This window comes from Arcobacter siniprincipis (SeqCode), from assembly GCF_048571125.1.
Classification (GTDB): Bacteria; Campylobacterota; Campylobacteria; order Campylobacterales; family Arcobacteraceae; genus Arcobacter; species Arcobacter siniprincipis.
On record NZ_CP182343.1, the window covers coordinates 1,474,334 to 1,497,297 of the forward strand.

Below are 22,964 nucleotides of genomic sequence, written 5' to 3' on the forward strand. Positions count from 1 at the left end.
AAACATAAAGATATTAAATCTTCCAATGCTTTAATTTACTATTATTTACATTTTCTTTGACTTTATTGCAAAGTTGTGGAAAAAACAGCAAAAAATCTTCTTCTATTTCATCTATATTTTCAGATACTATTTCACAGTATCTACTTACATTATCCCTTTTTAAAACTCGCAAAGAGATTCTTCTATCGACTCTGTTAAATGATTGGTTTAAGTGCTCTAAGGTTTGGTATTTATTTAATAAGTCAAATTCTATTAGGCTTTTTAGCTTTTGTTTTGCTTCATCTGGCAAAGTATGCATATTTTCATTTGCTTTTATATAAAAGTCATCTAAAAACTTATCAAGAGTTATATTTGAGTATCTATGCCAGTTTTTTGTAAGTAAATAATCATAAGTCAAATCAATAACAACAGCTTTTAGTAAACCACTGTTTCCAAGTCTATTTTTACTTTGTTTGAAAGTAGGGTGACTATCTGTATATGAGTCTATTAGTTTATGTATTTTCATTGCTTTTTTTATATCTTCATTTGCACCTTCCCATGCTTTTGCTTTTAAGGGGTCAGCTAAATAATTGCCAATTTGAAAATCTATATTGTGTTCTGATAAAAATATATGTGCAAGCCAATTCATAAGAGTAGGTTACAAAAGTTTACTTAAATAAGAAGTAAACTTTTGTGATTAGAAATCTTTTAAATATTATAATCAGGTGGTGTATCGTTCCACTCAAAGATAAAACACATAGGAAGTCTGCCTGATTTATTTAAAATTAAACCAGTAATTGTGCCTGAGATAAATATTGAAGCAATTGCTAAAAATGATGCAAAAGCCAAGGTTGACATTCCTGTTAGTCCTTGTCCAATCGTACACCCAATAGACAAAATACCCCCAACACCCATCAATGCACCACCAATCATATTATAAGTTACTCTATTAACTTTTTGTGTTGCAGTACATCCAAAGCTATATTTTTTATTGAAAAATGACATAGAAAAAGAACCTAATATTACCCCACATAATAAGGCAATAGGGAAAGTGAAATAATTTACTTGATAAAACATAAATAACTCTAAACTCTTAGAAGTAGGATAAACAAAACTAATACCAGAAAGATCAATAAGTCTTTCCATACTATCTTGTCCCATTACTCCTGTTATTGTCCAGGCAGCAGCTATAATTAATCCAATTAAAAAACCATCTATTAGGGTAAATATTCTTTTTACTTTTTTTGCTAAAACTAATAAAATTACAAATAAAACTCCTACCACAACATATATATTCATAGTACTATTTTCTATCATTGAAGAGAGTTCTAAAAGAGTTTTATTTTGTGTAAATGGAGTTAAAAAGCCTTGAATAAGACCTTTTGCAGTTGCAAATCCAAAGATTCCTATAAATATTAAAGTAATAAGTGATTTTGAATCACCTTGTCCAAACTTGATTAGGTGTCTATTACTACAACCATCAGCTATCATCATTCCAGTACCAAACAATAAACCACCAAATATAACAACAAAATAATTAACATCTTGTTTGTAGTAAACTGTTTTTGTAAAATCTAAGTCAAAATAAGAGCCTACAATTTTAGTAGAAATTATTGCAACAATCATTGCAAATACAACAGAAGCACCTCTTCTTGTAGATTTTAATAAGATATAATCTTTGATTGAGCCACTAAAGCAGAATTGATTTTTTTGAGCTACTATTCCAAATAACATACCTAGACCAAGACCTAAAATATTTATTATTTCATATATTTCTAAATCGAACATTGTTCCCCTAACTTATAATTATAGTTTATCTTTCTAATAAAGGGCGATTATATTAAATATAAACTATAAAATAAGTTAGGCAGAATAATTAGATAAATATATACGGGAATTTTTTAAATTTAAATCTCTTGATTGTCAGTTCTCATATCTTCTAAGCCCTCAAGAATATCAGAAGCTTGCTCTTGAGTGATAGTTTTATTTTCTATATCAAGTAAAACATCGTCAAAGTATTTTTTTACTTCTTTCATATATTTTAACTCATCTTTCAACTCTTTAGAGTTTTTCTTTTTCTCTAAATTTGTTTCAAGTTCTTTGATATTTTCATTTACTTCTACTAAAACATCAGTTTTTAGTAACTTTTCTAAATCTTTTATATAATCCATTTTTTATCCTTTCTCTTTAGATATTTGTAGATATCTTTATTACTACTTTATAAATTTGCTCCGTTTTATCAACTTTTATACAAGGTTGATGTCCATCACTTGGATAAAAAATGGCTAATTCTTTTTCTTTTATATGTAAAGATGAAAATTCATTTTTTGTGCTGTATTTTGTAAAATCTTTTTCTTCATTATAAGCTTCAGTTATTTCAAAATCATTTATATGTGATACATCCATGATTTCAGAGCCTTTTACTATATATTGAATATCAATATATTTTTTATGTGATTCAAAAAAACACTCACTTCTAGGCTTTGAAAAATATGTTTGTTTTAAAACAAACATATTTTCATTGATAAGCTCTTTTACACATTCACCATTTTTTATTTCAAAAATATCATTAGATATATTTTCTAAATAATTAAATGCCAATTGGAAATTATCCTCTTTTATTTGATTTTTAATACAGTCCAATTTCCCAAATATTGCCATTTATTATCCTTTTATAAATTATCTTTTAAATATAAATAATCAGACATTTTACTCCACTCTCTCACTTTTTTCATATAAGTATCTTGAGAATCCAATATCTCTTTTAATAGTGGATTTTTAGCACTTAAATCAACTCTTAATTCTTTATTTGCTTTTTTTAGTGCATCCATAACATCTTTTGGAAGAGTTTTAACTTGTATATTTGGATATTCTTTTTTCATCTCTTGCCAAGCTGTGGCATTTAAATCATAATCTTGAATATACATATCATAAGCAGCAACTCTCATAGCAACCACTAATATTTTTTGTAAATCTTTTGGTAATTTGTTAAAAGAATCTTTATTTACCATAAATTGCATTTCACTTGCTGGTTCATGCCATCCTGTATAATAAAATGGTGCAACTTTATGAAATCCCATTTTTATATCCATAGATGGTCCAACCCATTCAAGTGCATCAATTGAATTTCTCTCAAGTGCCATAAATAGTTCAGCAGGAGCTATATTTGTAACTTCAACTCCCAGTTTTGCCATTACTTCACCTGCAAAACCTGGAATTCTCATTTTAAGACCTTTTAGATCATCAAGAGATTTAATCTCTTTTCTAAACCATCCACCCATTTGAACACCAGTATTTCCACCTGGAAATGAATACATACCATATTTAGAATAAGCTTTTTGCATCAATTCTAATCCACCACCATAATAAAACCAAGCGTATTGTTCAGGTGCAGTAAGACCAAAAGGCATAGAAGTAAATGGCAAAAGATTAATATCTTTACCTTTCCAATAATATGAAGCACTATGTCCTATATCATATTGTCCAGCTTTAACCATATCAAAAACCCCAAAAGGTGCTTTGTGTTTATTTGCTGCATCAACTCTGATTTTTAATCTTCCATTTGACATTTCTTCTGCAAGTTTTGCCATATTTCTAGATGTATCAATTAATGGAGATAGTGTTGGTCCCCAAGTAGTTGCCATCTTAAGTTTATATACTTTTTCATTGGCAAAAAGTTGTGTTGATAATAATAATGCAAGTAAAAATATTGCAATATTTCTCAGATTTTTCATTTATTTCCTTTTTAACAGTAAAATTAGTCGCATATTATACACAAAAGTTCTCTTCTAATAAGCTTATAAACTCCCCTTGCGTATAATCCTTTTTTAATTAAGTAAGAAAGAAGAATATATGATAGAACTTTCAAATGTCTCAAAGAGCTTTGGTAAACAAACACTATTCAATGAAGTAACCTTTAGATTAAATTCTGGGGATAAGATTGGACTAGTAGGAAGAAATGGTAGTGGGAAATCTACACTATTTAAATTGATTTTAGATGAAGAACACCCAGATGCTGGTGAAATATTACAACCTAAAAACTATAAAATAGGTGCTTTGAAACAGCATCTTGTTTTTACAGAAAAAACTATAACAGATGAAGCAGCCCTTGCACTTAGTGAAGAACATAAATACGATATTTATAAAGTTGAGAAAATACTTTTTGGTCTAGGATTCTCTCAAGAAGATTTATTAAAAGACCCCTTATCTTTTTCAGGTGGATATCAAATCAGAATAAATCTAGCAAAACTACTTTTAACAGAACCAAATCTGTTACTTTTAGATGAGCCTACAAACTACCTTGATATAGTTTCATTAAGATGGCTAAAAGTATTTTTAAAAAACTTTGATGGTGAAGTAATTATCATCACCCATGATAGAGATTTTATGGATGCAGTTACAACTCACACTATGGGATTAGTTAGAAAAAATCTAAAAGTTGTAAAAGGTGATACTCACAAGTTTTATGAAAAACTAAAAGAAGAAGATGAACACCACGAAAAACAAAAAGCTTCACAGGATAAAAAAGTAAAACAATTAGAAGAATTCATTGCTAAAAATAAAGCAAGAGCTTCAACAGCAAACTTAGCACAATCAAAAGTTAAACAACTTGAAAAGATGGATATCTTAGAAGATTTAAATTTTGATTCAACATTAAAATTTGATTTTAATTATAAAGATACACCTGCAAAAGTTTTACTTGATGTAAAAGACTTAAGCTTTGGATATACAAAAGACAATATACTTTTCAAAGATATTTCATTTACTCTACAAAAGGGTGAAACACTTGGAATAATAGGGAAAAATGGTAAAGGTAAATCAACACTTCTAAATACTATTGCAGGTGAATTAAAAGCTTTACATGGTATTACAGAATTACATACAAGTGTGACTTTTGGACACTTCGGTCAAACAAATATTTCACACCTAAATCCAGATAATACAATCATGGATGAAATCTATTTATCAAATAATAAATTAGGTGAGGGTACTGTAAGAAGTATTTGTGGGGGTATGATGTTCTCAGGTGATGATGCTAAGAAAAAAGTAACATTACTTTCAGGTGGTGAAAAAAGTAGGGTAATGCTAGGTAAAATTTTAGCAAAAGAAGTAAATCTACTTTTCCTAGATGAGCCAACAAATCACCTTGACATGAGCTCAATAGAAGCACTGACAGTTGCTATTAAAAACTTTGAAGGTTCTTGTATCATCGTAACGCATAGTGAAGAGTTACTTCGAGCTGTTTGTGATAGATTGATTATTTTCTCAAATGGAAGCGCTGATTATTTTGATGGAAAATATGATGAGTTCTTAGAAAAAATTGGTTGGGAAGATGAAGATGATGCTCCGAAAAAGAAATCAAAACCAAAAGTAAATAAAAAAGAGAGCAAAAGATTAAGAGCTTTACTTGTACAAGAAAAAAGTAAAATAGTAAATCCTATTAAAAAAGAGATTGATTCTTTAGAGAAAAAAATTATAGATATAGAAACAACAATTGAAAAGAAAAAAGATGAACTAATAATTGTCACAAAAAATGGTGATAATAGTAAAGTAATAGAATTATCTAAAGAAATAGCAAAATTAGAAAAAGAAGCTGAAACTAAATTTGAATCTTTAGAAATCTCTCAAACAAAACTTGATACTATTAATGATGAATATCAAATTAAATTAGAAGAGTTGATGTAAAAATGAAAACGCAAACTATTTTAAACTACATAAAAATCAATGATAATATCTCAACAGCTGGTCAGCCCAAAGAGGCTGAGCTAGAACTATTAGCAAATGATGGTTTTGAAGTAGTGATAAATCTTGCCCTGTCAAGTGCAACAAATGCATTAGATAATGAAGATAAAATAGTTTCAACTTTAGGCATGACTTATATTCATCTTCCTGTGGATTTTGAATATCCTACAAAAGATGATTTAAAGCTTTTCTTAACTCTTTTATCTTCTCTTGAGGGCAAAAAAGTGTTTGTACATTGTGCTTTAAATTATAGAGTAAGTGCTTTTATGTATGTTTATCATAAATACTTTTTAAAAACTCCTTTTGATGAGATAGATTTATCTCTTCTCGAAGAATGGAAACCTTCTCCTATCTGGCAAGATATTTTAAAAATAGAGTTTGAAGAGCTAAGCTAAGGAAAAATTCCCTAGCTTATTTTAAAGTAGATTCTAAAATCTCTGTAAACCTTCTCCATGATTTTTCATCTGCAACTTTGTGATATCTACTTGAACCAATGACCGAAAAGGCATGTGGTGCACCACTATAAGTTGTCATTTCGTGAGTTATTCCATTCTCTTCTAACTCCATAGCCAAATTAGCGAACTCTTGTAAACTAACAGCTTTGTCAGCACTTCCATGAAATACTACCACAGAACCTTTTGTATTGGAATAATTTTCACCAATAGGAGTTTGTAATCCTCCATGAAAAGTGATAAATGATTTTAAATCTCCACCATTTCTAGCAAACTCCAAAATAGCAGCTCCACCAAAACAATATCCTACCCCAACGGCATTTGATACATTTGCTCCTAGTTTTTTAGCTTCATTATATCCAGCATAAAGAAGTCTTTTCATTTTTGCTCTATTTTGATAAAGGTCACTTGTGAGTTTTTTCTTATCTTCTGTTTTTGTTGGTCTTATACCTTTTCTGTATAAATCAACTGCAAATGTTGCATAACCCAAATCATAAAGCATCTTTGCTCTTTTTACTTCATAATCAGTAACCCCATCCCAATCATGAACCATATAAATAAGTGGTGCATCTTTTGAAGGTGAACTATAATATCCTTCATACTCTTTTCCATCCACACTATAAGTAACAAAGCCACTATTTGCAAAAGCATAAATAGCCAAAACAAATAACATCATAATAATCTTTTTCATTGCAATTCCTTTGTTGTGATTAAAAAATCTTACTAAATCTAATACATAGTAAACTTAAATATTTATATTAATTAGAGCTTAAATTTAATAGAAATAATTATTTTAGAATTCTTTCGTTAAAATACACCAACTAAACAAAATGGACACTTTTTGAAAATAGAGACTAAAATTGCTAGATTTACCGCTCCTTTGCACCTAGAAAGTGGGCGAATCCTAGAACCTTATGAAATAAAATACGAAACCTATGGAGAACTTAACGAAGATAAATCAAATGTAATCGTTATTTGTCATGCTTTAAGTGGTTCACATCATGCAGCAGGAAGATATGAAAATGAAGCAAAACCAGGCTGGTGGGATAATTTCATAGGCGATGGAAAGACTATTGATACTACAAAATACTTTGTAATCTGTACAAATAACCTTGGCTCTTGTTTTGGTTCAACTTCACCAATGAGCCCTATGAATAAAGCAGGGGAAGCATACAGACTTAAATTTCCAGTTTTAGCTATAACAGATATCGTAAAAGCTCAAAAAAGACTTTTCACTTCTCTTGGTATTGATCATGTAAAAGCAGTCATTGGTGGAAGTATGGGTGGTATGCAAGCACTTTGTTATTCTATTGAGTACCCAGATTTTGCAGATACAATCATAGCTATGGCAACAACTGCATATACAAGACCTTGGGCAATAGCTGTAAATAAAATAGCAATGGAATCAATAAGAAATGATCCAGCTTTTAAAAATGGAAACTACACAAAAGGTGACCTTATAGCAAATGGTTTACCAGGTCTTGCAATTGGTAGGATGGCAGGACTGATTGCCTATGTGGGACCAAATTCTATGAATAATAAATTTGGTAGAAATTATGTGGAGACAGATGGGCTTTATGAACTTTTTGGAAGGTTTGAAGTTGAGAGATATTTGGAATACAATGCTTACAATTTTCCAAAGATATTTGACCCATTATCATATTTGTATGTTTGTAAGACTATGAATATCTTTGATGCAGCAAGGGGTACTGATAAGTTGCCAGATGCCTTATCAAAGATAAAATGTGACCTTCATCTTATCTCTTTTTCTGATGATGTTTTATTCTTCCCACAAGAGATGGAAGAGATTTATAATATAATGAGAGATATGAATATGGAAAATGTAAAGTATAAAATGATAGAATCTACACATGGACATGATTCATTTTTGGTGGAACTTGATAAGTTCAAAGATTATGTAGTCGATATATTGGAGAAAAAAATATGAGTGAAGAAATAAAAGAAGAACAAAGCTTTGAAGAAAAAGTAGAAAATGCAAAAGAGTTATTAGAAAAGTTAGCAAATCCAGATATAACATTAAGTTCATCTGTAGAGATATATAAAAATGGTATGAAAGAACTTGATGATGCACAAAAACTTCTAGAAACTTCTAAACTTCAATTCAAAGAACTATCAGAAAAATAAAATATAACAATTTGAAATACTTTTTGTAACTATAAAAAATATTTGATAAACTTTTCTTACTATTTAGGAGGAGTTTATGAAAACAATAAATCAATTACAAAGTATAGACAAACCAAGGGAAAGATTACTAAAGTATGGTCTTAGCTCACTTAAAAACTATGAACTAATAGCCGTATTACTAGGAAGTGGAGTAAAAGGCAAAGATGTTATAAAATTATCCCATGAAATAGAAAAATTCTTCGACTCAAACTTTGAAAATATAGATTTAAAAACCCTACTTAAAATACACGGACTAGGAACTGCAAAAGCTAGCCAAATAATATCCGCAATAGAACTATCAAAAAGATACCTAATAGATACCCAAAACTACAAAATAAACTCTGCTAGTGATGTATACGAAGAACTAAAACCATACAAAAACAAACGCCAAGAATACTTCCTAACTCTATATTTAGATGGAGCAAACAATCTAATCGAAACCAAAATCATCACAATAGGAACCCTAAACCAAAGCCTAGTTCACCCAAGAGAAGTATTTTCCCACGCCATAGAAAAAAGATGCGCCAGCATAATAGTAGCCCACAATCACCCAAGTGGTATTTTAAAACCAAGTAGTGAAGATATAAATGTAACCCAAAGACTAAAAGAATCAGGAAAGATTCTAGGTATAGAACTACTTGATCATGTAATATTTACAAATGAAGGGTTTATTAGTTTACAAGAAGAGGGTGTGTTGTGATGGATAGATTTTTTGATGAATGGAATGAAATAAAAAAAGAACTTACTAAAAATGAAAGAAAATTAGGTATAAAATCAAGAGAAATATTTTGGGCAAATATTGGACAAAATATTGGTTATGAACAAAATGGCAAAGGTAAAAATTTTGCAAGACCTGTTATTGTTGTAAGAAAACTCACAAAAGATTTATTTTTAGGAATCCCAACTACTACAACACTTAGAGAAGATAATGATTATTTTCATAAATTCAAATATACCACATATAATAATGAAGTTTTAAATGTTTCGACATTAATTTTACAAGTAAAAGTATTTAGTATAAAAAGAATAATGAACAAAATTGGAATGATTAATAAAGAAGATTTTAAAGTAATTGTAGAAAAGTCAAAAAATCTATTTGGCCCCACTTAAAATAAGTGGGTGTGCCCGAAGGCGAATTGTAAGAGTATTATATCTTACAATTTTTATTTTGTCAATTTCTGTTTGGGGCTTGAAGATATAAATATCTTCGCTTTTACTCTTCTTTAACCGTCTTTGACTTTTTAAACTTTTCTCTTGAAAATCTGAGATTTTCGCCTTTTTCTTCTTTGGTGGCAAAGAAGAAACAAGAAAGCCACCAACGGTTTCAAAGCCCTTTGGGTTCCCTCTCTTATTATTTTTATCTTTTCTGCTTGGTAAAACTCGTTTATTAAAACTTGCGTTTAGCAAATTTTAAATACTCAAACAGTTACCAATCTTGTTTAGAAAAGAAAAAAATAAACGCTCGGCTTTTGCAAATGTTGGGAAAATGGGGATAAGGATATTTTATTTTTTGATTTAAAAGTCTTCTTGTTCAAACTCTAACAAGAAATAAATGCCTCTGTTTTTACTCTTCTTTAACCGTAAAGAAAGTAACAAAGAAAACTCTCAACGGCTTCATCGGTCTTCGACTTCTTAAATTTTATGATTGTGATTTGCTTTCAAATAAAACTCATTAAGATATGCTCCCAGCATATCTCTTAACATTCAAACAGTTATTTGAGGATTACGCAAATCAAAATCAACAATTTAACGATTGCAAATGTTGAATTGAGGGGATAATGACATTTTATTTTTTGATTTTAGTCATATAACTAAAAAGTATCTTTTATTTTATCGGTATCACTACTATGTTTTAGTAAAATAATATTCTTAAATTTATAATACCTTGGACAATAAATGAAATACAATGAAGATACAAGAGTAAAAATACCATCTATATTACATCTTACACGATTAGGATATAAGTATTTATCTTTGAAAAATTCTAATTGGGATATAAATACAAATATATTTACAGATATTTTTAAATCTAGCATTGAAAGAATTAATAAAACAATAAATGATTTAGATTCAAATAAAGTTTATGAAGAGGTTTCTTTGTTACTTGACTATGAGGACTTAGGGCAAGCTTTTTATCAAAGAATTATTGAAAAGTCTGGCATAAAACTTATAGATTTTGAAAACTTTGAAAACAACTCTTTTCATGTAGTTACAGAACTTCCATGTAAAAATAGTGATGAAGAGTTTAGACCTGATATTACACTTTTAATTAATGGTATGCCATTGGTTTTTATAGAAGTTAAAAAGCCAAATAATAAAGATGGTGTATTAGCAGAAAGAGAAAGAATAAATGTAAGATTTTCAAATGATAGGTTTAGAAAATTTATCAATATAACACAACTTATGGTTTTTTCTAACAATATGGAATATGATGATAATTCTATTGAACCAATAGAAGGAGCATTTTATGCTACACCTTCACAAAAACCAATTTTCAACTATTTTAGAGAAGAAGAAAAACTAAATTTAGCACAACTTTTAAATGATTTAGATGACAAAACTGAAAATGAGATATTAAAAGATAATAATCTTGAAGTAATAAAAAATAATGCAGAGTTTATCACAAATAAATTACCTGAAACCCCAACAAATCGATTATCTACTTCGTTATTTTCAAAAGAGAGATTAAAGTTTTTATTGCAGTTTGGAATTGCTTATGTAAAATCAAAAGAAGGTATACAAAAACATATTATGCGATACCCTCAAATATTTGCAACAAAAGCGATTGAAAGTAAACTTGATGAGGGGATAAGAAAAGGTATTATTTGGCATACACAAGGAAGTGGTAAAACAGCACTTGCTTTTTATAATGTAAGATATTTAACAAACTATTTTCAAGCTAAAAAAATAATTCCAAAGTTTTATTTTATTGTAGATAGATTAGATTTATTAACCCAAGCAAAAAAAGAGTTTATAGCAAGAGGTTTAAAAGTTCATACTATAGCTAGCCGTGAAGATTTTGCAAAAGATATTAAAAAAACAACTGCTATTCACAATGATAGAGGTGAATATGAAATAACTGTGGTAAACATTCAAAAATTTGAAGATGACCCAGATGTTATCTCTATACAAGACTATGATATTAATATTCAAAGAGTTTACTTTTTAGATGAAGTTCATAGAAGCTATAATCCCAAAGGAAGTTTTTTAGCGAACTTAGAAACTTCTGATAAAAATGCAATAAAAATTGGACTAACAGGAACTCCATTATTAGGAGAAGATACAAGCTCAAAATTATTGTTTGGTGATTATATTCACAAGTATTATTATAACTCTTCTATCGCTGATGGTTATACATTGAGGCTTATAAGAGAAGAGATAGAGACAACCTATAAATTACAACTTCAAAAAGCTATTGAAGATATAGAAATCTTACAAGGTAATTTAAAAAAAGAAGAGGTTTATTCTCACAAAAAGTTTGTAGAACCAATGTTAGCTTATATTGTAAATGATTTTAAAAATAGTAAAGTAAGATTTGATGATGACTCTATAGGTGCAATGGTTATTTGTGATAGTTCAGCACAAGCTAAAAAAATGTATGAAATATTCCAGTCAAAATATGCAAAACTAGAAGCTATAAATAATGAAAACTTATCAGAAGAACTTGTCGCTGAACCTCAAACTACTTATGGAATAAATGATACTGAAGTAAAAAGAGACTTAACAGGCAAAATTATTTTACACAATACAGGAACTATACAAGAAAGAAAAGATTGGGTAGAAGAGTTTAAAGATGCTAAGATAGATATTTTATTTGTTGACAGAATGCTTCTCACAGGATTTGATGCTCCAAGACTAAAAAAACTATATCTGGGTAGAATCATAAGAAAACATGGCTTATTACAGGCTCTTACAAGGGTAAATCGTACATACAAAAAGTTTAAATATGGCTTTGTCGTAGATTTTGCAGATATAAGTAAAGAGTTTGATGCAACCAACAAAGCTTATTTTGAAGAGTTACAAAATGAACTTGGCGATGAGATAGAATCTTACTCTTCTCTTTTTAAATCAAAAGAAGAGATAGAAGAAGAGATAGAAAATATAAAAGATATATTGTTTGAATATGATACTTTAGATGCAGAAATATTCTCACAACAAATATCTAAAATTCAAGATATTAAAAAGATGCAAGAGATAAAAAAAGTACTTGAAAATGCAAAAAGTATATATAATCTCATAAGACTTTTTGGGCATTCAGAATTACTTGAAAAAATAGATTTTAGAAAGTTAAATCTACTTTATAGAGAAGCTTCAAATCATCTAAATCTTTTAAATCAAAAACTTGCTTTAGAAAAAGGTGATGAAAATACAAATATAATAAATCTAGCTTTAGAAGATATTATTTTTAAATTTACAAAGATAAGTGAAGAAGAGCTTATTTTAGCTGATAAGTTAAAAAATACACTGAGAATTACAAGAGAAGCTTTTCAAAATAATTTTGATAAAAAAGACCCTGAATATATCACTTTAAAAGAGGAACTTGAAAGACTATTTAAAAATAAAAACCTTAGTGAAATATCCCAAGATGAGATGAATGAAAATATTGGTGAACTCAAAAAAATAGATGACAAAATAAGAGAGTTAAACAGACAAAATGACCTCTTAAAAGATAAATACAAAGGTGATACAAAATATGCAAGGATGCATAAAAGAATCAAACAAAATAATATAACAAATAAACAAAGTAAGATTTTTAGTGCATTAGAAAAAATAAAAATACAACTTGATGAAAAAGTTTTAAACAACAGTGCCATATTAAAACATGAAAACTTTTTTATAGCACAAACAGAACCTATCGTAGATGTAGAGTTTGAAGATAACAATAAAATAAAATTAAATGATGAATCATTTAAATACATCAACACGCTTATAGCAACAGAATATCTAAATGAATACAACGGAGTAAACAATTGGTAATAGTAGAGTTTGAAAGAGAAACAAAAAAGTTAATAGATAGTTTAAAAGCAGTATGTGCAAACTTTGGACTTGGAAATGATGGTAATGAATTTAAAATCATCACACAGGTATTTTTATACAAGTTTTTAAATGATAAGTTTGCTTATGAGATAAAAAAGATAGATGAAAACATCAAAAATGCACCAAGTTGGGAAGAGTATTATTCAAATTTAAGTCAAGAGCAAAGAAATAAAATACTAAGACGAATAGGTGTAAAAGCTGCAAAACTCAAACCTGAATATCTAATAACTCATCTATTTAATATACAAGATAGTCCTGATTTTGCACAAACTTTTGATGATACTTTACATCAAATCTCTATAGAAAACAACGACATCTTTTCAGTAAAAACTGAAGGTGGTGCAAAAATAGAACTTTTTGATACTTTGAGTAAATATATTATTGATGATAAAGATGCTTTTTTTAAAGCGATTATTAATAAACTTGTAGCTTTTAGTTTTGAAAATATCTTTAATCAAAAGTATGATTTCTATGCAACTATATTTGAGTACTTAATCAAAGATTATAATAGTGATAGTGGTGGAAAGTATGCAGAGTATTATACTCCCCATGCAGTTGCAAAAATCATGGCGGCTATTATGGTGGATAAGGGAGTTTCAAATGTAACTTGTTATGATCCAAGTGCAGGGAGTGGAACACTTCTGATGAACATAGCTCATGCCATAGGTGAAGATAGATGTAGTATCTACTCACAAGATATATCTCAAAAGTCATCAAGTTTACTAAGGCTAAATCTTATTTTAAATAATCTTGTTCACTCTATATCAAATGTTATCAAAGGAAATACTCTTTTAAGTCCATATCATAAAGAGGGTGAGGATTTACAAAAGTTTGACTATATCGTTTCAAATCCACCTTTTAAAACTGATTTTAGTGATTATAGAGATGATTTAGACTCAAAAGAAAATCACGATAGATTTTTTGCAGGTATTCCAAAAATACCAGCAAAGAAAAAAGAGTCTATGTCTATTTATAGTATGTTTTTACAGCATATTATTTATTCTCTTAAAAAGGGTGGAAAAGCAGCAGTTGTAGTTCCAACTGGATTTATTACAGCTCAAAGTGGAATAGATAGAAAAATTAGAGAACATCTAATTGAAAACAAAATGTTAGGCGGAGTTGTATCAATGCCAAGTAATATTTTTGCAACAACAGGGACAAATGTTTCTATAATTTTTATAGATGATACAAATAAAGAAAATGTGGTTTTAATAGATGCTTCAAACTTGGGGAAAACTGTAAAAGATGGTAAAAATCAAAAAACAGTTTTAAGTGACATAGAAGAAGAGTTAATTATAAATACTTTTAATAATAAAAATATTAAAGATGATTTATCTGTAGTTGTATCTTATGAAGATATAAAAGCTAAGAATTATAGTTTTAGTGCAGGGCAATATTTTGATGTGAAGATTGAATATGTTGATATTACAAAAGATGAATTTGATGCAAAGATGAAAGGTTTTAGTGAGAACATAGAGTCAATGTTTAGTGAATCTAAAAAGTTGGAAGATGAAATAAAAAAACAGTTGTTAGGGTTGGTTTATGAGTGATTTAACAACTTATAAATTTTCACAACTTTACGATTTTTCATCTGGAATATCAACAAAGCCTGAACAAGCAGGACACGGTTTTCCTTTTATTTCTTTTTCTACAGTATTTAATAATTATTTTATACCTGATATTGTAGATGATTTGATGGATACATCAAAAAAAGAAAGAGAAACTTATTCTATTAAAAAAGGAGATATACTTTTAACAAGAACTAGTGAAACTATCAATGAGTTAGCAATGAGTTGTGTCGCTTTAAAGGATTATCCAAATGCAACTTACAGTGGGTTTACTAAAAGATTAAGACCTCTTCAAAAAGATATTACTTATGATAAATTTATGGGCTTTTATCTAAGAAGTAATTTATTTAGAAAAACAATGTCAAATAATGCAGTAATGACATTGAGAGCAAGTCTAAATGAACAAATTTTTTCATACTTAGATTTAGTTTTACCAAAATACAATGAACAAGTAAAAATCGGAAATTTATTACATCTATTAAATCAAAAAATAGAACTAAATAATAAAATAAATAAAGAACTAGAAACTATGGCAAAAACTCTTTATGATTATTGGTTCGTGCAGTTTGATTTTCCAGATGAGAATGGAAAACCTTATAAATCATCAGGTGGTAAGATGGTTTATAATCAAGAGTTAAAAAGAGAAATTCCAGAGGGATGGGAAATTGGTTGTATTGGTGATTATTGTAAATCAACAGGAGGATTTGCTTTTAAATCAAGTTGGTGGACAGAAAATGGCGTATCCGTAATAAAAATTAAAGATATTCAAGAAAACTATACTATTGATATATCAAATCTTTCAAAAGTAGATTTATCTAATAAAAAAATTGATGATAAATTTAAAGCTGAAGCAGGAAATGTTTTGATTGCTATGACTGGAGCTACAGTTGGAAAATATGCTATTGTTCCAATTACAGATAATTCAATTTATATAAATCAACGAGTAGGTTATTTTAATTTAGGAAAGGAACCTACAAAAAAATTACCTTATTTTATTAATTCGTTAAAACAATCATATTTTAGAGAAATGATTTTTACTTTAGCAAATGGTGCTGCACAACCTAACATAAGTAATGAACAAATTAATAATATAGATCTGTTAATTCCAGAGAAAAATATTGTTAAAAATTTTAATGATAAATTTTCATCATTTTATAAATTAATATTGAATAATCAGCAACAAAATCAAGAATTATCAAAACTTAGAGATTGGCTTCTTCCAATGCTTATGAATGGACAAGTAAGTGTGAAAGATAGTGAGTATAAAAACAGTCAAAATGACTTATTAGTAGCCCAACCAAAACCTGAGTATAATAAAACTTGATAAAATAAAAATATTACGCTATAATTTACACAATATATTACGGAATATAAAGAAGGAAATATCATGGTGAGTTATGGAACAAATGAACTTATATCGTCATCTGACTTTGCTAAAAAATTTGGCTCGTATCTTTTACAGATAAAAGATGGAAGTGCAGAGAAGTTAGCTATTTTGAAAAATAACAAAGTAGAAGCAGTACTTGTATCAAAAGATAAATATGAAGCTATGAGTGAAGCATACAAAATGATGGAAGCTCAACAATTATTGAGTTCTATTCAAAATGGTTTAGATGATGTTAAAAATGGTAATACAAAAACTATAGATAAGCTATGGGATGAGCTTGATGCTTGAATATAGTGAAAACTTTTTAAAAGAGGCTAAAAAGCTAGCAAAAAAGTTTAAACTTTTAAAATCAGATTTAAAACTAGCAGTTGAAGAGATAAAAAATAAAGAAGACTTAGGTGTTTATCTTGGGTATAATTTATATAAAAAAAAATTGTAAACTCTTCAATTCCTACTGGAAAAAGTGGTGGTTTTAGAATTATCATTTATAAACAAATAGAAAATAAAATTGTTTTAATTTCAATTTATTCTAAAACTAACAAAGATACCCTAAGTGATAGTGAATTAAAAACTATTTTAAAAGAGTATATTGAAAACTAATTATAGAAAAAAGAAAGTTTGAAATATTTTACTGTTCTAACTTAAAGCTAATAGAAATACTCAAGATTAAAATTATTTAAAGTTAAACTAAATTTGCTATGATTACAAAACAAAATAATAAAAATAAACTATACTTATACAGTAAGGATTTGATATGCAAGAAGAGATGAACGAATACTTTAACAGACAAATAAAACTTTGGGGGCAAGAGACTCAAGACTCGCTTCAAGGTAAAAAGGTAGCTATTATTGGAAGTGGAGGGCTTGGTTGTACACTTGGTATCGCACTTGGTGCTTCTGGAATAGGGGAGTTTACTTTAGTGGATTTTGATACTGTTGGAGTTCATAATATCCATAGACAAATAGGCTTTAAAGTAGGTGATGATGGTAAATATAAGTGTGAGGTTTTAAAAGAGCTTATTGAAGCTAGATGTCCTTATACAAAAGTAACAACTTATAAAGAGACTTTTCAAGAGTTCGCAAAAAGAGGTTTAGAGTTTGACCTTATCATTGATGGAACGGACAATCTTCCAACGCGTGCAGATATCAATGAATACTGCATAAATCATAATCAAGCTTGGATTTATGGAAGTGTTGAGGAGTTTCACGGGCAAGTTTGCTTTTTCGAAAAAGCCTCTTATGAAGCAGTATTTCAAGTAAATGATAGAAAACCAAATGGTATCGCTTGTCCAATTGTTATGCATGTGGGTTCTTTACAAGCAAATTTAGCCATTAGATATTTGGCTGGACTTCCTGTGAAAAAAGATGTTTTATATTATCTTTCATTTGATGAAGAAGGTATTATTAATTACAAAAACTTTAAACTTCCTACTAAGTAAAATATAGAGCTAAACTAGCTCTATATTTAAATACAAAAATCTTCAAAATAATTTTCCAAATAACCATTTTTTAAGCACTTTTTAGATATTATTTCCAAATTTTACTACATATATGGGGAACTTATAAATGCCAAAAAGAGAAGATATTAAATCTATATTATTAATCGGTTCTGGTCCTATTATTATTGGGCAAGCATGCGAATTTGATTATTCAGGAACACAAGCTACAAAGACATTAAAAGAGTTAGGTTACAGAGTTGTATTAATCAACTCAAATCCAGCAACTATTATGACAGATCCTGAATTTGCAGATAGAACTTATATCGAGCCAATTACAGAAGATATGATTGCAAAAATTATAAAAAAAGAGAATATTGATGCAATCTTACCAACTATGGGTGGACAAACAGCACTTAATGTTGCTACAACTATGTATGACAAAGGTATGCTTGATGGTGTTGCTTTTTTAGGTGCTCATCCAGATGCTATTAAAAAAGGTGAAGATAGACACCTTTTCAATGAAGCTATGATAAAAATCGGTATGGATTTACCAAAAAGTGCAAATGCCTATAGTGTTGAAGAAGCTATGAAAGTAGCAAAAGAGATTGGTTTTCCAGTGATTTCTAGAGCATCTTTTACTCTTGCAGGTGGTGGTTCTGGTGTTGCTTACAATATGGAAGAGTTCAAAAAACTAGCAGAAATAGGAATAGAAGCAAGTCCAATTAATGAAATTGAGATTATGGAATCAATGCTTGGTTGGAAAGAATACGAAATGGAAGTTATCAGAGATAGAAAAGATAACTGTATCATCGTATGTTCTATAGAAAACTTAGACCCAATGGGTGTTCATACAGGAGATAGTGTTACTATCGCTCCTGCGCTTACTCTTACAGATAAAGAGTACCAAGATATGAGAAATGCTTCATTTGCTATTTTAAGAGAGATTGGTGTTGATACAGGTGGTTCAAATGTACAGTTCTCAATTTGTCCAAAAACAGGAAGAATGATAGTTATTGAGATGAATCCTAGAGTTTCTCGTTCTTCAGCACTAGCTTCAAAAGCTACTGGTTATCCTATCGCAAAAGTTGCAACGCTTCTTGCTGTTGGATTTACTCTTGATGAGATTGAAAATGATATTACAGGAACAACTGCATCATTTGAGCCAGTGATTGATTATGTAGTTACTAAAATCCCTAGATTTACTTTTGAAAAATTCCCTAAAGCAGACTCTACACTTACAACTTCTATGAAATCTGTTGGTGAAGTTATGGCTATGGGTAGAACATTTAATGAATCAATCCAAAAAGCACTTTGTTCTTTAGAAACTGGACTTTGTGGTTTTGATCCAATCAAAGCTGAAATGGAAAAAATAAAAGCTGAAATTAGAAGACCAAATTGTGATAGACTTTTATACTTGATGCAAGGTATGAGAGAAGGACTTACAAATGAAGAGATTTTTGAATTATCAAAAATAGATCCTTGGTTCTTGACTAAATTTAGACAAATCGTTGATATGGAAAAATCAATGGATGCTTCAATCTTAACTGACGAAGTTAAGATGAGAATAATCAAATCAAATGGATTTTCTGACAAGATGATTTCTATGCTTATTGGTAAAACAGAAGAAGAAGTTTATCAAGCAAGAAAAACTCTAAATGTAGATTTTGAATACAATGAAGTTGATACTTGTGCCGCTGAATTTAAAGCACTTACTCCATATCTTTACTCTACTACAAATGTAACTAAAGTTCCTCAAGTAAATAAAATAACAGATGAGAAAAAAGTTATGATTATAGGTGGTGGACCAAATAGAATTGGACAAGGTATCGAGTTTGATTATTGTTGTGTTCATGCAAGTTTTGCCCTAAAAGAAATGGGTATCAAAACTATTATGTATAACTGTAATCCTGAAACTGTATCAACTGATTATGATACTTCAGATATCTTATACTTCGAGCCAATTGATTTTGAACATGTAAGAAGCGTAGTAGAAAAAGAAAACCCAGATGGTGTAATCGTTCACTTTGGTGGACAAACTCCACTTAAACTAGCAAATGCACTAACAGCTGCAGGAGCTAAAATCATAGGTACTACTGCTGAAGTTATTGACTTAGCAGAAGATAGAAAAAAATTCTCAAAATTTGTTGAAGATGCAGGACTTTTACAACCAGAAAATGGAACAGCAGTAGAAGTAGAAGAAGCTATTGAAATAGCTGAAAGAATTGGTTATCCAGTTCTTGTAAGACCTTCATTTGTACTTGGTGGAAGAGGGATGAAAATCGTGTATTCTACAAATGAGTTAAGACAATATATGGATGAAGCAGTCTCTGTATCAAATGATGCCCCAGTACTTATTGACAAATTCCTTGATAGAGCGATTGAGCTTGATGTTGATTGTATTTGTGATGGAAAAGAAGTATATATTGGTGGAATCATGCAACATATTGAAGAAGCTGGTGTTCACTCAGGGGATTCAGCGTGTTCTTTACCTCCTGTTTCTATAAGTGATGAGTTAATCAAAGAACTTGAAACAAAAACAAAAAATATGGCACTAGGTCTTGGTGTTGTTGGTCTTATGAATACACAATATGCTATTCACAAAGGGCAAATTTATCTTATCGAAGTAAATCCAAGAGCTTCAAGAACAGTTCCTTTTGTAAGTAAAGCAACGGGTATGCCTTTGGCAAAAGTGGCTACTAGAGTTATGTGGGGTGAGAGTTTAAGAAATGCTCTTGATACATATAATACTGAGCTTGTATGGGAAGATAATGGTGTATTGAAACCAATATTAAGAAACCATGTGGCTATCAAAGAAGCAGTTTTCCCATTCAATAAACTTAGTGGTTCTGATATGATATTAACTCCTGAGATGAAATCAACTGGTGAAGTTATGGGTATCTCTGATAGTTTTGGTGAATCATACGCAAAAGCACAAAGTGCTGCAAAAAATGATATTCCAACAGAGGGTAAAGTATTTATTTCATTATGTGATTTAGATAAGGAATTTGCACCAAAAATCGCTAAAGGACTTATAGATGAAGGTTTTACAGTAGTTGCTACTGGTGGAACACATAAAGCAATTGCAGATGCTGGAATTGAGTGTGAAAAAGTTCTTAAAATCTCTGAGGGTAGACCAAATATTATCGACTCTATTACAAATGGTGAAATTGCCCTTGCTATTAACACAAGTGATGGAAAAGAGTCATCAAAAGATGATGGTAAAAATATCAGAAGATCAGTTCTAAAAATGAATGTAACATATGTGACAACAGCAGCAGCAGCCTTTGCTTGTCTTGAAGCTATGAAAGAAATTAGAAAAAAAGATGGATTGTCTCCAAAATCTATTCAAGAATTTCTAAGTAGATAATATGAATCCAAACTCTGTTTATTTGGTACAAACAGACACAACTGTTGGCTTTTCATCAAATGATAATGAAAAGCTAGCAGTTATAAAAAAAAGACCAAAAACACAAAAAATACTACGAACAGTAGATTCTTTTAAGACTTTGCAAAACTTCACAAGAATCCCAAACAATCACAAAAAAAGAGTAAGAAACTCTAAAAATAGTACTTTTATATATCCCAATAATGAGTCATTTAGAGTTATAAGTAAAGATTCTACATTTTATGATTTTATAAAAAAGTTCAATGTCCTTTATTCTTCTTCAGCAAATGAGACTCAAAAGAACTTTGATGAAGAGTATGCAAAGGATGTCTCAGATGTAGTTGTGATACAAAAAAATGGTTTTTTTGAAGATATCCCTTCTAGATTATATAAGATAAATAAATTTAAAGTTAAGAAATTAAGATAATCTAAGACTTTATTAAGTCATAAGTCCATAAAATAAATATTATTCTTAAAAGGCTACTCATGTTTTTACATAGAGAAAATGAACTTGAAATATTACAAAAAGACTTCTCTATCCCTAACTCATCATTTAATTTTATTTTTGGAAGAAGAAAGATAGGTAAGACCTCTTTTATCAACTCTTATATAAGTGGTAAAAATAGCTTTTATATCTCTTTTTTAGAGATGATGAATTTAATTACTTTTCAAACTATCCAAAAAAATATCGAAAACCATTTAAATAAAAAAGTGCCTTCTTTTGATACTTTTGATTCCTTTTTAAAAGTAATAGCACAAGTGAACTTTGAAGAAAAACTTATTTTAGTATTAGATGACTTCCAAAATCTAATCAAAGTAGAAAAAGATGCTTTAAGCCTTTTTTATAAGGCTTGGAATAAAGAGCTGAGTTATTCAAATATCCAAGTCATTATTTTATCTTCTATTTGTTCTAGTAATAAAGATGACGAATATATTTATAAAAAATCTTCAAATATAATAAAACTAGATAAATTGCCATACTCTAGTATTAAAGAGTTTGTTCCTGATATTCAATCTGGCGATATGATGCATATATTTAGTGCTTATGGAACAAATCCAGACTACTTAAAACTATATGATGCTAAGAAAGATTTTGTATCAAATATAAAAGAGAGTTTTTTAAGTTATGATGGAGTTTTTTTCAATGAAGGTATGGACTTCTTGAAAAAAGATTTAAATGAAATCTCAACATACTCTTCAATACTCTATGCAATAGCTTTAGGAAACAGTAAAATCGGAGCAATAGCAGACTTTTTAAATCTAAAATCAACCTATCTCACAAGATATTTACAAAAACTAATTGACATAATGATTATCAAAAAATATGTACCTATAAATGAAGATATAAAAAAGAGCAAGTTTGGAAGATATGAGATTGAAGACAATTTTATTAAATTTTGGTTTTGTTATATCTATCCAAATTATTCAACTCTACAAAAGGGTGATACTAATAGTGTGATTAGTAATATAAAAGAAGACTTTACAAAACGACTTGTACAAAATAGTTATAAAATGCATATTTTGAGCCTAATAAAAAATGATCCATATAAATACTTAGGTTTTATTCCAAATAATCTTGGAAGTTGGTGGAATAATAAAGATACCAATATCGATATTATAGCTTATGATTATAAAAATATAATCTTTATTGATACAAAGTGGAGAGATACTCAAGAGCTAGAAGAAAGCTATGCTATATTAAAAAATAAATCCGATGAATTTAAAACTACTCTAAATAAAAAATATATCATATTCTCGAAAATTTCCCCTGCGAAATTTAGCTAAAGGATTT

Annotated in this window: 23 protein-coding genes; 16 read left to right on the forward strand and 7 right to left on the reverse strand. The window is 29.0% G+C overall.

Going from position 1 to position 22,964, the window contains the following annotated elements; all coding sequences use genetic code 11:
• Window positions 1-13: 13 nt before the first annotated feature.
• The 5 genes from ACNI3D_RS07595 to ACNI3D_RS07615 all read right to left on the reverse strand — a co-directional run bounded on the left by ACNI3D_RS07595 (window position 14) and on the right by ACNI3D_RS07615 (window position 3,713).
• Complete coding sequence (locus ACNI3D_RS07595; RefSeq protein WP_419768845.1) at window positions 14-628, reverse strand: acyl carrier protein phosphodiesterase; 615 nt, start codon at window positions 626-628, stop codon at window positions 14-16.
• 59 nt (window positions 629-687) lie between these two features.
• A complete protein-coding gene (locus ACNI3D_RS07600; protein WP_419768846.1) occupies window positions 688-1,767 on the reverse strand; it encodes a YeeE/YedE family protein in 1,080 nt (359 codons plus the stop codon).
• Window positions 1,768-1,886: 119 nt separating this feature from the next.
• Window positions 1,887-2,150 carry a hypothetical protein gene (locus ACNI3D_RS07605; protein ID WP_375723532.1) on the reverse strand — a complete coding sequence of 88 codons (264 nt, stop codon included), beginning with the start codon at window positions 2,148-2,150 and terminating at the stop codon, window positions 1,887-1,889.
• A gap of 16 nt (window positions 2,151-2,166) precedes the next feature.
• Complete coding sequence (locus tag ACNI3D_RS07610) at window positions 2,167-2,640, reverse strand: NanQ anomerase/TabA/YiaL family protein (protein WP_419768847.1); 474 nt, start codon at window positions 2,638-2,640, stop codon at window positions 2,167-2,169.
• Between the two features lie 11 nt (window positions 2,641-2,651).
• Window positions 2,652-3,713, reverse strand: a complete 1,062-nt coding sequence (locus tag ACNI3D_RS07615) for a TRAP transporter substrate-binding protein (protein WP_419768848.1) — start codon at window positions 3,711-3,713, stop codon at window positions 2,652-2,654.
• Window positions 3,714-3,831: 118 nt separating this feature from the next.
• Here ACNI3D_RS07615 and ACNI3D_RS07620 point away from each other — a divergent pair, with 118 nt between their 5' ends.
• Both ACNI3D_RS07620 and ACNI3D_RS07625 read left to right on the forward strand, forming a co-directional pair.
• Window positions 3,832-5,664, forward strand: coding sequence for an ABC-F family ATP-binding cassette domain-containing protein (locus ACNI3D_RS07620; protein ID WP_419768849.1), 1,833 nt, complete (start codon window positions 3,832-3,834; stop codon window positions 5,662-5,664).
• A 2-nt stretch (window positions 5,665-5,666) separates the two neighbouring features.
• On the forward strand, window positions 5,667-6,116 hold the full coding sequence (locus ACNI3D_RS07625; protein ID WP_419768850.1) for a protein tyrosine phosphatase family protein: 450 nt from the start codon (window positions 5,667-5,669) through the stop codon (window positions 6,114-6,116).
• A 16-nt stretch (window positions 6,117-6,132) separates the two neighbouring features.
• Here the strand turns inward: ACNI3D_RS07625 and ACNI3D_RS07630 are convergent, their stop codons facing one another.
• Window positions 6,133-6,864 carry a dienelactone hydrolase family protein gene (locus tag ACNI3D_RS07630; RefSeq protein ID WP_419768851.1) on the reverse strand — a complete coding sequence of 244 codons (732 nt, stop codon included), beginning with the start codon at window positions 6,862-6,864 and terminating at the stop codon, window positions 6,133-6,135.
• Window positions 6,865-7,014: 150 nt separating this feature from the next.
• Between ACNI3D_RS07630 and metX the strand changes: the two genes are divergently transcribed.
• The 4 genes from metX to ACNI3D_RS07650 all read left to right on the forward strand — a co-directional run bounded on the left by metX (window position 7,015) and on the right by ACNI3D_RS07650 (window position 9,467).
• Window positions 7,015-8,121 (forward strand): homoserine O-acetyltransferase MetX, encoded by a 1,107-nt coding sequence (metX, locus tag ACNI3D_RS07635; protein ID WP_419768852.1) that lies wholly within the window; start codon window positions 7,015-7,017, stop codon window positions 8,119-8,121.
• On the forward strand, window positions 8,118-8,318 hold the full coding sequence (xseB, locus tag ACNI3D_RS07640) for an exodeoxyribonuclease VII small subunit (RefSeq protein ID WP_375723539.1): 201 nt from the start codon (window positions 8,118-8,120) through the stop codon (window positions 8,316-8,318). The genes metX and xseB overlap by 4 nt, the downstream gene beginning before the upstream one ends.
• A gap of 76 nt (window positions 8,319-8,394) precedes the next feature.
• Window positions 8,395-9,057 (forward strand): RadC family protein, encoded by a 663-nt coding sequence (gene radC, locus ACNI3D_RS07645; protein WP_375723540.1) that lies wholly within the window; start codon window positions 8,395-8,397, stop codon window positions 9,055-9,057.
• Window positions 9,057-9,467 carry a type II toxin-antitoxin system PemK/MazF family toxin gene (locus ACNI3D_RS07650; RefSeq protein ID WP_419768853.1) on the forward strand — a complete coding sequence of 137 codons (411 nt, stop codon included), beginning with the start codon at window positions 9,057-9,059 and terminating at the stop codon, window positions 9,465-9,467. The genes radC and ACNI3D_RS07650 overlap by 1 nt, the downstream gene beginning before the upstream one ends.
• On the opposite strand, the gene ACNI3D_RS07655 is transcribed toward ACNI3D_RS07650, so the two are convergent.
• The gene (locus ACNI3D_RS07655; protein ID WP_419768854.1) at window positions 9,450-9,764 is read right to left on the reverse strand and encodes a hypothetical protein; all 315 of its coding nucleotides are present in this window, start codon (window positions 9,762-9,764) and stop codon (window positions 9,450-9,452) included. The genes ACNI3D_RS07650 and ACNI3D_RS07655 overlap by 18 nt on opposite strands.
• 489 nt (window positions 9,765-10,253) lie before the next feature.
• On the opposite strand from ACNI3D_RS07655, the gene ACNI3D_RS07660 reads away from it, so the two are divergent.
• The 10 genes from ACNI3D_RS07660 to ACNI3D_RS07705 all read left to right on the forward strand — a co-directional run bounded on the left by ACNI3D_RS07660 (window position 10,254) and on the right by ACNI3D_RS07705 (window position 22,957).
• Window positions 10,254-13,334, forward strand: coding sequence for a type I restriction endonuclease subunit R (locus ACNI3D_RS07660; RefSeq protein WP_419768855.1), 3,081 nt, complete (start codon window positions 10,254-10,256; stop codon window positions 13,332-13,334).
• Window positions 13,328-14,944, forward strand: coding sequence for an HsdM family class I SAM-dependent methyltransferase (locus tag ACNI3D_RS07665; protein WP_419768856.1), 1,617 nt, complete (start codon window positions 13,328-13,330; stop codon window positions 14,942-14,944). Before ACNI3D_RS07660 ends, ACNI3D_RS07665 begins: the two co-directional genes overlap by 7 nt.
• Window positions 14,937-16,286 carry a restriction endonuclease subunit S gene (locus ACNI3D_RS07670; RefSeq protein ID WP_419768857.1) on the forward strand — a complete coding sequence of 450 codons (1,350 nt, stop codon included), beginning with the start codon at window positions 14,937-14,939 and terminating at the stop codon, window positions 16,284-16,286. Before ACNI3D_RS07665 ends, ACNI3D_RS07670 begins: the two co-directional genes overlap by 8 nt.
• 63 nt (window positions 16,287-16,349) lie before the next feature.
• Complete coding sequence (locus ACNI3D_RS07675) at window positions 16,350-16,637, forward strand: type II toxin-antitoxin system Phd/YefM family antitoxin (RefSeq protein ID WP_419768858.1); 288 nt, start codon at window positions 16,350-16,352, stop codon at window positions 16,635-16,637.
• On the forward strand, window positions 16,630-16,788 hold the full coding sequence (locus ACNI3D_RS07680; protein WP_419768859.1) for a hypothetical protein: 159 nt from the start codon (window positions 16,630-16,632) through the stop codon (window positions 16,786-16,788). Before ACNI3D_RS07675 ends, ACNI3D_RS07680 begins: the two co-directional genes overlap by 8 nt.
• An 8-nt stretch (window positions 16,789-16,796) precedes the next feature.
• On the forward strand, window positions 16,797-16,949 hold the full coding sequence (locus ACNI3D_RS07685) for a type II toxin-antitoxin system RelE/ParE family toxin (protein ID WP_419768984.1): 153 nt from the start codon (window positions 16,797-16,799) through the stop codon (window positions 16,947-16,949).
• 154 nt (window positions 16,950-17,103) lie between these two features.
• On the forward strand, window positions 17,104-17,787 hold the full coding sequence (locus ACNI3D_RS07690) for a HesA/MoeB/ThiF family protein (protein ID WP_419768860.1): 684 nt from the start codon (window positions 17,104-17,106) through the stop codon (window positions 17,785-17,787).
• A gap of 127 nt (window positions 17,788-17,914) precedes the next feature.
• Entirely contained in the window at window positions 17,915-21,154 is a 3,240-nt protein-coding gene (gene carB, locus ACNI3D_RS07695; RefSeq protein WP_419768861.1) for a carbamoyl-phosphate synthase large subunit, read from the forward strand.
• A 1-nt stretch (window position 21,155) separates the two neighbouring features.
• Window positions 21,156-21,599 (forward strand): Sua5 YciO YrdC YwlC family protein, encoded by a 444-nt coding sequence (locus ACNI3D_RS07700; protein WP_419768862.1) that lies wholly within the window; start codon window positions 21,156-21,158, stop codon window positions 21,597-21,599.
• 59 nt (window positions 21,600-21,658) lie between these two features.
• Window positions 21,659-22,957 carry an ATP-binding protein gene (locus tag ACNI3D_RS07705; RefSeq protein ID WP_419768863.1) on the forward strand — a complete coding sequence of 433 codons (1,299 nt, stop codon included), beginning with the start codon at window positions 21,659-21,661 and terminating at the stop codon, window positions 22,955-22,957.
• Window positions 22,958-22,964: the final 7 nt, after the last annotated feature.

Coding starts and splice junctions, on each gene's coding strand:
- ACNI3D_RS07675 (WP_419768858.1), top strand. CDS start 16,350: ATGGTGAGTTATGGAACAAATGAACTTATATCGTCATCTGACTTTGCT.
- ACNI3D_RS07630 (WP_419768851.1), bottom strand. CDS start 6,864: ATGAAAAAGATTATTATGATGTTATTTGTTTTGGCTATTTATGCTTTT.
- ACNI3D_RS07615 (WP_419768848.1), bottom strand. CDS start 3,713: ATGAAAAATCTGAGAAATATTGCAATATTTTTACTTGCATTATTATTA.
- ACNI3D_RS07595 (WP_419768845.1), bottom strand. CDS start 628: ATGAATTGGCTTGCACATATATTTTTATCAGAACACAATATAGATTTT.
- ACNI3D_RS07670 (WP_419768857.1), top strand. CDS start 14,937: ATGAGTGATTTAACAACTTATAAATTTTCACAACTTTACGATTTTTCA.
- ACNI3D_RS07605 (WP_375723532.1), bottom strand. CDS start 2,150: ATGGATTATATAAAAGATTTAGAAAAGTTACTAAAAACTGATGTTTTA.
- ACNI3D_RS07600 (WP_419768846.1), bottom strand. CDS start 1,767: ATGTTCGATTTAGAAATATATGAAATAATAAATATTTTAGGTCTTGGT.
- ACNI3D_RS07660 (WP_419768855.1), top strand. CDS start 10,254: ATGAAATACAATGAAGATACAAGAGTAAAAATACCATCTATATTACAT.
- ACNI3D_RS07650 (WP_419768853.1), top strand. CDS start 9,057: ATGGATAGATTTTTTGATGAATGGAATGAAATAAAAAAAGAACTTACT.
- carB (WP_419768861.1), top strand. CDS start 17,915: ATGCCAAAAAGAGAAGATATTAAATCTATATTATTAATCGGTTCTGGT.
- ACNI3D_RS07625 (WP_419768850.1), top strand. CDS start 5,667: ATGAAAACGCAAACTATTTTAAACTACATAAAAATCAATGATAATATC.
- radC (WP_375723540.1), top strand. CDS start 8,395: ATGAAAACAATAAATCAATTACAAAGTATAGACAAACCAAGGGAAAGA.
- xseB (WP_375723539.1), top strand. CDS start 8,118: ATGAGTGAAGAAATAAAAGAAGAACAAAGCTTTGAAGAAAAAGTAGAA.
- ACNI3D_RS07690 (WP_419768860.1), top strand. CDS start 17,104: ATGCAAGAAGAGATGAACGAATACTTTAACAGACAAATAAAACTTTGG.
- ACNI3D_RS07705 (WP_419768863.1), top strand. CDS start 21,659: ATGTTTTTACATAGAGAAAATGAACTTGAAATATTACAAAAAGACTTC.
- ACNI3D_RS07610 (WP_419768847.1), bottom strand. CDS start 2,640: ATGGCAATATTTGGGAAATTGGACTGTATTAAAAATCAAATAAAAGAG.
- ACNI3D_RS07620 (WP_419768849.1), top strand. CDS start 3,832: ATGATAGAACTTTCAAATGTCTCAAAGAGCTTTGGTAAACAAACACTA.
- ACNI3D_RS07680 (WP_419768859.1), top strand. CDS start 16,630: ATGCTTGAATATAGTGAAAACTTTTTAAAAGAGGCTAAAAAGCTAGCA.
- ACNI3D_RS07700 (WP_419768862.1), top strand. CDS start 21,156: ATGAATCCAAACTCTGTTTATTTGGTACAAACAGACACAACTGTTGGC.